Annotated in this window: 10 protein-coding genes; 4 read left to right on the forward strand and 6 right to left on the reverse strand. The window is 72.8% G+C overall.

All coding sequences use genetic code 11. From position 1 onward, the window contains the following. Window positions 1-33 precede the first annotated feature (33 nt). From E1211_RS24125 to E1211_RS24135, 3 genes are all read right to left on the reverse strand, one after another. Window positions 34-2517: a DNA topoisomerase (ATP-hydrolyzing) subunit A gene (locus tag E1211_RS24125; RefSeq protein WP_132351292.1), complete on the reverse strand. Its 2484-nt coding sequence runs from the start codon at window positions 2515-2517 to the stop codon at window positions 34-36. Between the two features lie 49 nt (window positions 2518-2566). Next, window positions 2567-4624, reverse strand: coding sequence for a type IIA DNA topoisomerase subunit B (locus E1211_RS24130; protein WP_132351293.1), 2058 nt, complete (start codon window positions 4622-4624; stop codon window positions 2567-2569). A gap of 208 nt (window positions 4625-4832) precedes the next feature. Continuing rightward, window positions 4833-6911, reverse strand: coding sequence for a hypothetical protein (locus E1211_RS24135; RefSeq protein WP_132351294.1), 2079 nt, complete (start codon window positions 6909-6911; stop codon window positions 4833-4835). 280 nt (window positions 6912-7191) lie between these two features. On the opposite strand from E1211_RS24135, the gene E1211_RS24140 reads away from it, so the two are divergent. Next, entirely contained in the window at window positions 7192-8451 is a 1260-nt protein-coding gene (locus E1211_RS24140; protein ID WP_132351295.1) for a hypothetical protein, read from the forward strand. Between the two features lie 123 nt (window positions 8452-8574). Here E1211_RS24140 and E1211_RS24145 read toward each other — a convergent pair whose 3' ends face one another. Both E1211_RS24145 and E1211_RS32695 read right to left on the reverse strand, forming a co-directional pair. Beyond that, on the reverse strand, window positions 8575-9216 hold the full coding sequence (locus tag E1211_RS24145; protein WP_132351296.1) for a class I SAM-dependent methyltransferase: 642 nt from the start codon (window positions 9214-9216) through the stop codon (window positions 8575-8577). 65 nt (window positions 9217-9281) lie between these two features. Continuing rightward, on the reverse strand, window positions 9282-9452 hold the full coding sequence (locus E1211_RS32695) for a hypothetical protein (protein WP_158609396.1): 171 nt from the start codon (window positions 9450-9452) through the stop codon (window positions 9282-9284). A gap of 264 nt (window positions 9453-9716) precedes the next feature. On the opposite strand from E1211_RS32695, the gene E1211_RS24150 reads away from it, so the two are divergent. Further along, window positions 9717-10478, forward strand: a complete 762-nt coding sequence (locus E1211_RS24150) for a hypothetical protein (RefSeq protein ID WP_243709670.1) — start codon at window positions 9717-9719, stop codon at window positions 10476-10478. Window positions 10479-10587: 109 nt separating this feature from the next. Continuing rightward, window positions 10588-11028 carry a hypothetical protein gene (locus E1211_RS24155; RefSeq protein WP_243709671.1) on the forward strand — a complete coding sequence of 147 codons (441 nt, stop codon included), beginning with the start codon at window positions 10588-10590 and terminating at the stop codon, window positions 11026-11028. Between the two features lie 15 nt (window positions 11029-11043). On the opposite strand, the gene E1211_RS24160 is transcribed toward E1211_RS24155, so the two are convergent. Continuing rightward, the gene (locus E1211_RS24160) at window positions 11044-11952 is read right to left on the reverse strand and encodes a DUF72 domain-containing protein (RefSeq protein ID WP_132351297.1); all 909 of its coding nucleotides are present in this window, start codon (window positions 11950-11952) and stop codon (window positions 11044-11046) included. 218 nt (window positions 11953-12170) lie between these two features. Between E1211_RS24160 and E1211_RS24165 the strand changes: the two genes are divergently transcribed. Continuing rightward, a partial coding sequence (locus E1211_RS24165) for a hypothetical protein (protein WP_132351298.1) occupies window positions 12171-12846 on the forward strand: 676 nt, incomplete at its 3' end.

Here is a 12846-nt window from a genome sequence, read left to right on the forward strand (position 1 = left end):
GCCGAGGGGTCCGGGCGCCGTGGGGTGTGCGGGTCAGTCGCGTTCGATCTGGTGGCCGATGACGGTGGGACCGAGCATCACGGCGAAGCCGCTGCCGTCGCGGCGCGGGTCGGCGGCGGGTAGCTCGACCGGCTCGCCGTTCGCCGTGGAGCCGACCGGACGCGGCCCCACCCAGCCGACCACCACGTCGGTCTCACCCTTGAGGAAGCGTTGCGCGCGGACGCCGGCCGTCGCCCGCCCCTTCGCCGGGTACGCCGCGAAGGGCGTCACCTTGACCGTGGCGCCCGTCGAGGTGACCACCATCGGCTCCCCGTGCGACGAGTCGTCGGTGCGGACCGCGCCGAAGAAGACCACCTGGGCCGAGTCGGGCAGGTTGATACCGGCCATGCCGCCGCCCCGGATGCCCTGCGGGCGGACCAGCTTCGCCGGGAAGCGCAGCAGCGACGCCTCGGAGGTGATGAAGGTCAGCGCCTCGGCGCCGTCGGTGAGCCAGGTCGCCCCGACCACCTCGTCGCCCTCGCGCAGGCCGATCACCTCGAACTCGTCGGCGCGTACCGGCCACTCCGGCGCGCACACCTTGACGGAGCCCTGCCGGGTGCCGAGCGCCAGCCCCGGAGAGCCCTCCGCGGCGGCGCCGAGCGGCGCCAGCCCCACCACGGTCTCCCCCGCCTCCAGCGGCACCAGCTCGGCCGCCGACATCCCGCCGCGCAGCGAAAGCGTGCCCGCCTGCTCGGGCAGCACCGGCAGCGGCAGAACATCGATCTTGAAGGCTCGGCCGGCGCTGGTCACCAGCAGCACCCGGCCACGGGCGGTGGACGGCACGCTGGCGCGTACTACGTCGTGCTTGACCCGGCCGTGCCGGCGCCGCCCCTCGGCGGTCTCCTCCGACTCGGCCGCGGTACGGGCCACCAACCCGGTCGCGGAGAGGATGACCTGACACGGGTCGTCGGCCACCTCCAGCGGGCCGGCCGGCGCGGAGGCGGCCAGCACCTCCTTGAGGTCGCCGTCGATCAGCGTGGTGCGACGCGCCGCACCGAACTGCTTCACCACCGCTGCCAGCTCGTCCGAGACGAGCTTGCGGAGCACCTTCGGGTCGTCGAGGATCTTCGACAACTCGGCGATCTCCGCGCGGAGCTTCTCCTGCTCCGCCTCCAGCTCCAACCGGTCGTACTTGGTGAGCCGGCGCAGCGGGGTGTCCAGGATGTAGGTGGCCTGGATCTCGGAGAGCTTGAACTTCTGCATCAGGGCGTCCTTCGCCGCCTGCGCGTCCTCGCTGGCCCGGATCAGCTTCACCACCCGGTCGATGTCGAGCAGGGCGATCAGCAGGCCGTCGACCAGGTGCAGCCGCTCCTCGCGCTTACGCCGCCGGTAGGAGCTGCGCCGGGTCACCACCTCGTAGCGGTGCGCCAGGAAGACCTCCAGCAGCGCCTTCAGCCCGAGGGTCCGCGGCTGACCGCCGACCAGCACCAGGTTGTTGACGCCGAAGGACTGCTCCAGCGGCGTGAGCCGGTAGAGGTCGGCCAGGAGCGCCTGCGGGTTGACCCCGACCTTGCACTCGATGACCAGGCGGGTGCCGTTCTCCCGGTCGGTGAGGTCCTTCACGTCGGCGATTCCGCTCAGCCGCTTGGTCTTGGTGACCTCGTTGGTGATCGCGGCGATGACCTTCTCGCCGCCGACGCCGTACGGCAGCTCGACCACGGTGATCGCCTGGCGTCCCCGGCTGCCCTCCAGCGGGCCGATCTCCACCCTGGCGCGCATCCGGACCACGCCGCGCCCGGTCTCGTACGCCCGGCGCACCTCGTCGAGGCCGAGGAGCAGCCCGCCGGTGGGCAGGTCGGGGCCCGGGACGAACTCCATCAGCTTGTCCAGCGAGGCGTCCGGGTGGTTGATCAGCCAGCGGGCGGCCTGCACCACCTCGGCCAGGTTGTGCGGGATCATGTTGGTGGCCATGCCCACCGCGATCCCGGACGCGCCGTTGACCAGCAGGTTCGGGAAGGCGGCCGGCAGCACCGTCGGCTGGGTCAACGAGCCGTCGTAGTTCGGTTCGACGTCGACCGTGTCCTCGCCGAGCTCGCCCACGAGCAGCATCGCCTCACGGGACATCCGGGCCTCGGTGTAGCGGGCGGCCGCCGGGCCGTCGTCCGGGCTCCCGAAATTGCCGTGCCCGTCGATCAGCGGGGCGTTGAGCGAGAAGTCCTGCGCCAGCCGCACCATGGCGTCGTAGATGGCCGCGTCGCCGTGCGGGTGGTACTTGCCCATCACGTCGCCGACGATGCGCGCGGACTTCACGTGCCCACGGTCGGGGCGGTGCCCCTGCTCGTGCATCGACCAGAGGATGCGCCGGTGCACCGGCTTCAGGCCGTCCCGGGCGTCCGGCAGGGCGCGGGAGTGGATGACCGAGAAGGCGTACTCCAGGTAGGAGTCGGACACCTCGGTGACCAGCGGGTTGTCGAAGACCCGCGCTCCGGCCTGGTCGAACGCGGAGAGGTCGACCTTCGTTTCCTTGCGGCGTGCCATGCTCAGCTTTCCCCTCGGGTGGACCCGGTGCTCGCCCCGACCAGTTCGCTCATGCGTCGATCGCCTCGCGGTCGACACGGTCGGCCGAGTCGATCAGCCAGTTGCGACGCGGTTCGACCTTCTCCCCCATCAGCAGATCGAGGATCCGCTCGGCGGCGTCGACGTCGTCCATGGTGATCCGGCGGACGGCCCGGGTGGCCGGGTTCATCGTGGTCTCCCAGAGCTCGTCGGCGTCCATCTCACCGAGGCCCTTGAAGCGCGGGATGGGCGTGACGATCTGCTTGCCGGCCTTCTCCAGCCGGGCGACCGTGGCCTCCATCTCGGCCTGGGTGTAGGTGTAGACGGTCTGCGGGTTGCGCCCCCGCGTCGTGATCTTGTGCAGGGGTGGCATGGCGGCGTAGAGCCGACCCGCCTCGATCAGCGGGCGCATGTACCGGGCGAAGAGCGTGATGAGCAGCGTCCGGATGTGCGCGCCGTCGACGTCGGCGTCCGCCATGATCAGTACGCGACCGTAGCGCAGCGCCGAGAGGTCGAACGTACGGCCCGAGCCCGCGCCGAGCACCTGGACGATCGCCGCGCACTCGGCGTTGTCCAGCACCTGCTGGAGGTTCGCCTTCTGCACGTTGAGGATCTTCCCCCGGATCGGCAGCAGCGCCTGGTACTCCGAGGAACGGGCCATCCGGCTCGTCCCGAGCGCGCTGTCACCCTCCACGATGAACAACTCGCTGCGCTCGACGCCGGTGGCACGGCAGTCCACCAGCTTCGCCGGCATGGACGCGCCCTCCAGCGCCGTCTTGCGGCGCGCGGCGTCCTTCTGCTGCTTCTGGGTGAGCCGTACGCGGGCCGCGTCGACGATCTTCTGGAGCACCGTCCGCGCCTCGGCCCGGGTCTTGCGGTCCTCCAGCCAGGACTTCAGGTGCTGCTCCACCAACTGCTGGACGACCTTGGTGATGCCGGCGGTGGAGAGCTCGTCCTTGGTCTGGGAGGTGAACTGCGGTTCGGGGATCCGCACGTGCACCACGGCGGTCATCCCCTCCAGCACGTCGTCGAGGGTGGGCGCGTCCTCCTTGGCCCGGAGCAGGCCGCGGGTGTTGCGGGCCGCGTCGGCCAGGGTGCGCGCCAGGGCCCGCTCGAAGCCCTTGCGGTGGGTGCCGCCGTGTGCGTTGCGGATGGTGTTGGTGAAGCACTCGACCGTGCGCTCGTAACCGGTGCCCCAGCGGAAGGCGATCTCGACCTCGGCCCGGCGCTGCACGTTGGACTGCATCACACCGTTGGCGTCGGCGGCGTTCTCCCGGTACGTCCCCTCGCCGTCGACCAGCAGGGTGCCGGAGACCGGCCGGTCGCCGGCGGGGGCGAGGAACTCCACCATGTCGGTCAGGCCGTTGGGGAAGTGGAACCTCTCCTCGGTCGGCTCGTCGCCGGTGCGGTCGCGCAGCAGGTAGCTGACGCCGGGCACCAGGAAGGCCGTGTTGCGCAGCTTCATCCGGACGGCCTCGACGTCGAGGGCGGCGCCCGTCTCGAAGTAACGCGCGTCGTGCCACCAGCGGATCGACGTGCCGGTGCGCTGGTTGCGCTTCATCGCGCCGACGACCTGCAGGCCGGGGCCGGCGGTGAACGGGGCGTCCGGCCCGTCACCGTCGAAGACTCCGGGCACGCCGTGCCGGAACGACATCGCGTGGATCTTGCCGCCGCGGCGGACCGTGACGTCGAAGCGGAGCGCGAGCGCGTTGACCGCCGAGGCGCCCACACCGTGCAGACCGCCCGAGGTCTTGTAGCCCGAACCACCGAACTTGCCACCCGCGTGCAGGCGGGTGAGCACCAGCTCGACGCCGGAGAGACCGGAGCGGGCGTGCACGTCGGTGGGGATGCCCCGGCCGTCGTCGTCGACCTGCACCGATCCGTCGGCGTGCAGCGTCACCTCGACGCTGCTCGCGTGACCCGCGACACCCTCGTCGGTGGAGTTGTCGAGGATCTCGTTGACGAGGTGACCCACGCCACGGCTGTCGGTGGAGCCGATGTACATGCCGGGCCGCTTACGGACGGCGTCCAGCCCCTCCAGGTGGGTGAGGTCGTCGGCCCCGTACAGGGTCTCAGGCTCTGCGGTCAACTCGTCGTACTCCCGGTCTCGGCGATGTGGTGCCGCGTCCGACGTCGTCGGTCGGCCCGCGCGCCGCAGCGAGCCTAACCGGGAGATCCGACAGGACGTCGGCACCCCGCGCCGGGGGCCCGCACCCAACGGGGTACGGGCCCTATGCGCGGTCTCGTCCGGTCTGTCCGGATCCGGTGCTCCGGGCTCCGGGGAACGGTGCCGAGGATCAGCCGGCTGCTGGCGGGCTGACCTGCACAACAACCGACCCGTCGCCCACGTTCCCGGCGCTGTCGACGGCCGCGACGTAGAGCGTGTGCGTGCCCGCGTCAGGCGTGGTCAGCGTCACGGAGGCGGTCTTACCGGGGTACCCGAGGGTGGTGCCCGCCTCCGCCTCCTCGGTGGGCGGGCTGGTCCAGCCGTACCGGAAGGTCACCACGTCCGGATCCGGGGAGCGCAGCTTGAAGGTGTAGAACTCGCCCGGCGGGAGAGGACCGGTGATCGCGTCCACCGCCACCGCCGGAGGGCTGTCGTCGAGGGTGAACTCGCACCACTGCGACCAGGGACCGGTCGTGTACGACGAACTGGCGCGCGTACGCCAGGCGTAGGCCTTTCCACCGCTCAACCCGGTGACCGGCCCGGTGGTGTACCGGGCGCCGGCGGAGACGGCGCCGCCGGTCGGCGGGGTGAGCCGTGGCGTGTTGCTGTCGTAGCTACCCGAGGCGGGGATCTCCAGCAGCTCGTACGCGGTCTGGAGCGTCTGCCCGACATCGCTGTCGGGGTACGCCGCGGAGAGGGTCGGCGCCGTCGCCACGACGGCCCGCTCGCCCGCCACGCACGCCTGCCCGCCGGCCCGCAGGCCGGCCGGCTGCCCGGACGGCGTGTCGTAGTCGACCACGAGCCGGGCGTCGCCGGGGTAGAACCTCTTCCACCGGTCGAGCTGACCCTCGTTGGTACCGCTGGCGTCACTGCAGGCGCAGAGCGCGTAGGTCACGGTCGACCAGCCGCTGCTCACCGCGCTCCTCAGCCCCGCGACGACGCTGCCGCCGGTGAAGTTGACAGTCATGTCCGGCTGCGGTGAGTCGGCGCAGCCGGCCCCCTCGTTGGCGTGCGAGTTGGCGGACGTACGCGCCGTGAGCGCCGGCTGCGCCTCCCAGGGCAGGCGCGGAACGGAGGTCAGCGAACCGGCCGCCTGGTACAGGTAGGTCGGCGTGTTGCCGCAGGACCACGAGTGGTCCAGCTTCATCTGCACGTAGCCCGACGCGACCTGCGTGCCATGCAGGGCGATGATCGGGAACTCGAAGTACGAGCGGTAGGTCACACCGGTCGTGGAGTCCTTGCCCACGCGCGCGGCCGTGAGGTCGGAGTTCGTCGAGTTGTTGCTGGTCGCGTACGCCCAGCGGCTTCTGGTCACCGACCAGGCGGGGTCGATGTAGACCGGGAAGGTGGCCTTCGCCGGGTCGAGCAGGGCGGCTGTGGGACGCAGCACCAGGTCACCGGCGGCGTTGATCGCGGTGCCGACCGCGGCGGTCCGCGCCGCCGCGCCCGGCCCGGTCGCCGAGGAGCGCACGGTGGACGGCACGGCGGTCGAGTCCCACATCTCCGCCGACCCGCTGCGCGCCACCTCGGTCGTCCCGGCCAGCGCCCGCAGTGAGCCGTCCGCGTTCCGTTCGACGCGCACGTCGCCGCCGAGGTCGAAGCGGATCTCCCGAAGCGCCGGGTTCGTGGCGGCCTGCGGGGTCTTCACCGCGAGCACGTGGGTGAAGCCGGTGTGGGTGGCCCGCAGGACGAGATCCACGCCGGGCAGCACGTCGGGGTAGGTCGCCGTCTCCCCGCTGAGCCGAGGCGCGGGGAGCGCCGACGGCCAGGAGAGGGTGAGCGACTTCCCGCCGTTGCGGAGCGCGGCGGCGGGACCGGTGCCGCCGGCCGAGAAGCGTACGTCCGCCGGAGAGACCGACGGTCGCAGAGCACCGGCGGCGTCACGGCGCAGCGTGAGGTCCACCTCCGCCCACGAGCCGTCGGGGCGGCGGACCCGCTGCGGAACGACGGCGGACTCGGCGACGAAGCCGCCGGACGGCTTGGCGAACACCTGAGTGAATTCGGTACGCGCCGAGACGACCTCGACGCGCCGGCCGGTCCGTTCCGCCGTTCCGGCGGCGCGGGCCGCCTCCGCGCCTGGGCCGGTGGGAACGGGCGGCTCCGGCGACGCCGACGCGGGTGGCGTCAGCACCGTGACGCCGAGCAGCGTGGCGAGGCCGCCGAGCAGGAGCCGGCGTAGGGATGGATTCGAGTCTCGGACAGTAGGCATGACGCGGCCAGCGGCCACTGCAACCCCCGTGGATGTAGGAAGCCGAACGGCCGGAACTCTAAGGCCACGATCACTGAGTGTCCAGAGTGGTCACGCTCGGTGGCGGTCACCGGGATCGACCTCGGACCACGACCGGGCCGGCGACCGCGAGTCAAGGCACGTGACGTCGCGGAGCGTTCGCCAACGATCCCATCACGAGCCATTGACGCCCGTCACGCCGAAGTGGTCTGATCGCGGCCTCGAAGAATCTTTCATGTTCGATGGCAGATGGAGGACGCGCATGTCCAGCTTCCGTCGTACCGCCCTCGTGGCCGCGCTCGCCGTCACCACGGCCGCGCTGGCGAGCGCGGTCGCCCCGCCGGCTCCGGCCTCGGCCGCGCTACCGACCGCCGCAGTGGCCGTCGGCGACAGCTTCATCAGCGGTGAGGGTGCCGGGGCGTACGCTCCGGTGGCCGACGTCAACGGCGTCGTGCAGAGCTTCCCGGGCTGGACCGCACCGAACAGCAACGCGTACTTCTGCCACCGCTCGGCCAACGCCTCCCTGCACCGGGCGAACCTGCCCGGCATCCAGGCCCGGTTCAACCTGGCGTGCTCCGGCGGGCAGCCGCACGACATCGCGACGGCCTCCGCCGCGCGGACCAACGGCCGGCAGGTCGCCGCCCAGCTCGACCAGCTCCGCGCGGTGGCCCAGACCCACGACATCGACCTCGTGCTGGTCGGCCTCGGTTCGAACAACAGCTCGTTCACCTTCGGCGACGTGGCCGAGACGTGCGCCAACCGGTTCATCGCCGACGCGTGGACCGGCTGGTGGGAGTTCTGGGCCTACCTCAACGGCCCGGTTCCGCAGCAGCCGTGCGGCGACGCCGACCTGGCCACCCCGGCGCAGCTCGACGCCGCGACCGCGGAGACCGTCGCGGCCGCACGTCAGCTGCTGACCACGCTCGACCAGGTCGACGCCGACGGGCAGCACCGGATCGTCTTCCAGGACTACACCAACCCGCTGCCGTTCGACCTGCACGCCAACTTCCACAGCGAGGACAGCCGCGACGACACCCGCGACAAGTTCCGCGCCCTCGGCGCCGAGCGGTACGCGGCGGGCTGCCCCATCCACCGGGCCAGCCTGCTTCCCGGCCACCACTTCTCGCAGGGTCTCGGCTCCCTGGTGCGGTCCACCCGGGACACGCTGGCCGTCGAGTTCCCCGCCGCCGACCTGGTCTACCTGAACGTCCAGCGGGCCTTCGACGGCGCCCGGCTCTGCGAGTCGGCGGCGAGCCCCACCGGCGCGCTGGCCACCCCGATCCGGCTCCAGGACAACCCGCCCAACGGCACCGTCGTCACCAGCCTCTCCGGCAAGGACAAGATCGCCATCCAGCGGATCGCGAACACCTGCGCCACGTACTTCCAGACCTGCCAGGAGTCGTGGCACCCGAACGCCGCCGGCCACCAGGTGCTCGGGCAGTGCCTCAGCGGCGCCGCGGCCACCGCCGCCCGCGCCGTCTCCTGCGTCCGGGCCGGTGACGGGTCGGTCACCGTCTCCTGACTGGGGCGATGGAAGGGCCTCGCATCGGGACGGTGCCGGCGGCGTCGTCCGCCGCACCGTCCCGTCGGTCGCTGTGCCGTCCGTCAGAGGGCTGTGCCCCACCGAGCAGCCGACCGGGGGACGCTATGGGCGTAGCGCCGTGCCGAGCACGTGCGGGGCGGCGGGGCCCGCGACTGTGGAGGGCGGGAAGCGGAACCGGTCCAGCTCGGTCACGACGAAGCCGGCGTCGCCGATCGCCGTCAGCGTGTCCCGGCCGGTGTGGCAGCCGCCGCAGAGCAGCGGCCAGCACGTCGCGTCGACCACCCGCTGGACCCGACGCAGACCCGACGACCGCGACCGAACATGCTCGAAGAAGCGCAGCTGCCCGCCGGGACGGACCACCCGGTACGCCTCACTCAGCGCGCCGGCCTGGTCGGCGACCGAGCAGAGCACCAGGGACGCCACCAGGGCGTCCGCCACCCCGTCCGCCAACGGCAACGCCTCGGCCAACCCGTCGGTGACCGTGACCGGCACCGGCGCACCGGCCGCCGCCTCCCGGGCCGCGGCTCGCAACCGGGCCTCGGGCTCGACCGCCAGCACCCTGGTCACGGTCTGCGGGTAGTGGGCGAAATTCCGCCCGTTGCCCGCGCCGACCTCGACCACCAGGCCGTGCAGGCCGGTCACCAGCCGGTGCCGGTGCCTCGCCCCGCCGGCCCGGTCCATGGCGACACTGGCCCGCTCGAAGACGCGGGCGAAGAGCGGGTGGGAAACTCGTCTGCCGGGCATCACCCTTGAAGAGGGTAGGCGAGGCGGTCGAGCGGCGGCGGCGCGGCGACCCCACACCGCCCGGATCACTCCTCCGGTTCGATCGGCACCATCTCGCCGTCGCGCTCCACCCGGATCTCACCGTGGTCACGCCGCGGCGGCACCTCCGCGATGTTCCGGTTGGGATCGTTGCCCGGGTGCATCAGCACCGCGTCGGTGTCGGGAGTCTTCTCCCGGCTCTCGTCCGGCTGCGTCATGGCACTCGCCCCCTCCTCGTCGGTCCTTCCCCTTACCCCCGCAGCTCACGACGACTCCTCCGGCCCCGGGCGGTTCGCCGTCTCCGCGGCCCGGACCGACAGGTCCGCACCGTCACCGCCGGCCCGGACCGGCAGGTCCGCCCGAGCTCTTTGTTCCACGACGTCCCGTCCGTCCCCGGCCGGAGGTCTCGACCCGCGAGCACCGGGGTTAGCCGCCGGGGCCACGGGTAAGCCGCCACGCCCGACACGGCGGAAGGGGATCAGATGTCGGAACGGCACACCGCACTGCGCTCGATGCACGACCTGGGCCTGGCGGCCTGGTTCGGGGGGTCCCTGATGGGTGCCTTCGGCGTCAACGGCGCGGCAGGGAAGATCAAGGACGCGACCCAACGACTCCCGATGGCTTCGGCGGGCTGGTCCCGGTGGACGCCGGTCAACGCGGCGGCGATCGGCGCGCACCTCGCCGGTGCGGTCGGTGAACTGGTGACGGAGAGCCCCCGAGTGGCCGCCCAGGCGGGCGTGGCACGGGCCACGACCGTGAAGACGGCGCTCACGCTCGGCGCGCTCGCGGTCACCGGATACAGCCGACTGCTCGGGATGCGCCTGCAACGGGCCGGCAACCCGCCGGTCGACGGTGTCACCGAGCCGAACCACCAGACTCCGGTGCAGGTCGCGGCGAGCCAGCGGCAGATGAAGCTGCTCCAGTGGGCCGTCCCGGCGCTGACCGGGGCGTTGGTGGTGGTCACCGCGTACATGAGCGAGCAGCAGAAGCCGGGCCAGATGTGGCGCGGGGTGCTGAACCGCGCCGGCGGGATGATGAGCGCCCCGAAGGGCATGACCACGATCGCGGTCGTGAGCAAGTTGACCGGGATGAAGCGGCCGTCCGGGGCGAACAGGCGGGCGGGGATGAAGCGCCAGCGTCCCGCCGCGCTGGGCAGGCTGGCGGGGATGAGTCTGCCCGCCGGGATGGGCAAGTTCGCCGGTCTGGGAGCGGCCAAGCGGCCGATGGCGATGTCCGGGCGCTGACCGCCGGGCACACCTGTCACCCGTTCGCCGGTCCGGCGGCGTCCGCAGCACGAGGGACGCCGCCGGACCGGCGAACGTGTTGCGGACCGGCGCGCGTCGGCTGCGGCGCATGACCTGCGCGATGGCGGGCAATCAGCGCCGGTACCGGTGGACGAGCAGCGGCGAGGTGGACATGACGGCGGACCAGGGACGCGACGACGGTCAGGCCCCGCGCGACCCCGAGGCCACGGTGCCCTGGGGCACCCGGGACATCTACGACACGGAGCCGCCCTGGGGGGTGGGCGAGGACGATCCGATGGACGAGGGCAGCGAGGAGACCGCCGTCCCACCCGGACGACGCGGCGAGCGTCGCGCGGCCAGCGCGCCGTCCGGCCGGTCCGGACCCGCGGGGCGGCACGGCTTCGGCTCGGTCGAACCGACCCGGACGCCGATGGCCGGCCCGGGCGCGCCACCCGACCCGGCACCCAGCGGACGGTCCTTCCCCGACGACGCGGACATCGACGAGCGGGCTCAGGACGCCTTCCGCAGCAGGGGCCGGCGTTCCGCCTGACCGGTCCCGTACGGGTCAGGTGAGGGCGTGAGCCGGCGCGGGACTACCGTGCCCGGCCTCGGCCAGCAGCTCGGCCAATCGCCCCGCGTCACGCTGCGCCTGCCCCGCACAACAGTTGTTGAAGAGCACGTGCAGCTCGGTGGAGTCCCCGGCCAGTTCGCCGAGCAGTTCCGACCAGCGGCACAGTTCCCGCTCGCCGTACGCATAGCGGAACTTCTCCCGCTTGTCGCCCGTCGCCCAGTCGTCGCTGTGCCCGTGGAACCGCATCACCGCCAGCTCCGCGGTGGCGATCAGAACGGGCGGGACCGAGGACGGGTGGCCCTGCGGCATGTCGACGCAGACGAGGCTGAGCTCGTGTGTACGCAGGAACTCCACCGTCTCCACCGCGGCCCGCCCGTCGAACCAGGAGCCGTGCCGCAGCTCCACGGCGACCCGCAGCGGCCGGCAGCGCCGCGCCAGCTCCGCGATCCGTCGTTCGGCGGCGGCGCCGCGCCTCAGCCACGGCGGCAGCTGGAGCAGCACCGCCCCGAGCTTGCCGGCCGCCACGATCGGGTCCAGCGCCGCACGGAACCGGGCCCAGAGTTCGTCGTGGACCCCGGCGGGAAGGTCCCGCCGGCGCACCCGGGAGGGGCCGCCGGCCGAGCGTAGGTCGCGGGGCAGCGCGGCGACCGGCGTGGGATGCCCGGTGAAGAGGCTGAACGCCTTGACGTCGAAGGTGAACCGGTCCGGCGTCGCGTCGACCCAGCCCTGCGTGGTCTCCGGCGCGGGGATCGCGTAGTAGGAGGTGTCGACCTCCACGACCGGGAAGTGCCGTGCGTACCAGCCCAGCCGCCCGGCCGGCGTGTTCGCCGAACGCGGGTACCAGCCGGAAGTCACCAGCTCCCGGTCGGCCCAGGACGACGTGCCCACCCGAATCACACCCATGTCATTCGGATACCCGTGCGTCGCCGTACGCAACCTCGGGCACCGTCGGTAACCCGGACAGGCCGTGCGGATCGCCCCACGGTCGACCCGAGCTACCGAAAGGTCGGGGCGTGGCGGGCAGGCGGCAGACCCCGACATACGTGGAGGTCGTGCCCGGCCCGGCCCGACGGGCGACACGATGTGACGTCCCGTCGGTGCGTGGCGCTGAGGGACACGAGATGATCCCAGACCGGTTGAACCGCCAGACCGCCGAACGGCTGCTCGACGACCCCGTCGGCGTCGCGCAGACCGGCGGCCATCCCGTCGCGCTGCTCCTGCTGGCCGCGCGTGCCGCGCCGCAGCCGCGCGAGTACGACGGCGAGAACGCCGCGCTGGTGGCGTTCCGCCGCGCGTCGGCCCAGACGGTGGGAGAGCGGCCCGACGTGGACCCGTCGCCGGTGCGCGCCGGGTCCGGCCAGAACCTGGGCCGCCTCGCGGTGCGAACGGGCCTCGCCGTGCTCGTCCTGGCCGCCACCGGCGGAGTGGCGATGGCCGCGACCGGTTCCCTGCCGGGAACGCGGCCGGCGCCGCCGACCACCGCCCCGGCGCCGTCGGCCCCGATCGCGAGCGCGGTGCCACCGGTGAGCACCACGAGGCCGACGCCGTCGACAGCGACCTCCACGACGGAGGCCCCCGCCTCCGAGAACGTCCTGCCCGACCTCTGCCGGTCGTACCGCGCCGACCCGGGTCACGGGCTCCGCGGCCCCGACCTCGCCGCGCTCGTCGCGGCCGCCGGCGCACGGTCGGGGGTGGCCGCCTACTGCGACCGGGTGCTCGCCGGCGACGCACGACGCGCCACCCCTACCCCCGGTCGCGGCCGGGCCTCGTCCCCTCCGGCCGCCCGGCCGGTGACAC

The sequence above is a fragment of the Micromonospora sp. 15K316 genome, from assembly GCF_004348525.1.
In the GTDB taxonomy this organism is placed as follows: Bacteria; Actinomycetota; Actinomycetes; order Mycobacteriales; family Micromonosporaceae; genus Micromonospora.

Coding starts and splice junctions, on each gene's coding strand:
- E1211_RS24155 (WP_243709671.1), top strand. CDS start 10,588: ATGACCTGCGCGATGGCGGGCAATCAGCGCCGGTACCGGTGGACGAGC.
- E1211_RS24150 (WP_243709670.1), top strand. CDS start 9,717: ATGTCGGAACGGCACACCGCACTGCGCTCGATGCACGACCTGGGCCTG.
- E1211_RS24145 (WP_132351296.1), bottom strand. CDS start 9,216: ATGCCCGGCAGACGAGTTTCCCACCCGCTCTTCGCCCGCGTCTTCGAG.
- E1211_RS24135 (WP_132351294.1), bottom strand. CDS start 6,911: ATGCCTACTGTCCGAGACTCGAATCCATCCCTACGCCGGCTCCTGCTC.
- E1211_RS32695 (WP_158609396.1), bottom strand. CDS start 9,452: ATGACGCAGCCGGACGAGAGCCGGGAGAAGACTCCCGACACCGACGCG.
- E1211_RS24160 (WP_132351297.1), bottom strand. CDS start 11,952: ATGGGTGTGATTCGGGTGGGCACGTCGTCCTGGGCCGACCGGGAGCTG.
- E1211_RS24125 (WP_132351292.1), bottom strand. CDS start 2,517: ATGGCACGCCGCAAGGAAACGAAGGTCGACCTCTCCGCGTTCGACCAG.
- E1211_RS24140 (WP_132351295.1), top strand. CDS start 7,192: ATGTCCAGCTTCCGTCGTACCGCCCTCGTGGCCGCGCTCGCCGTCACC.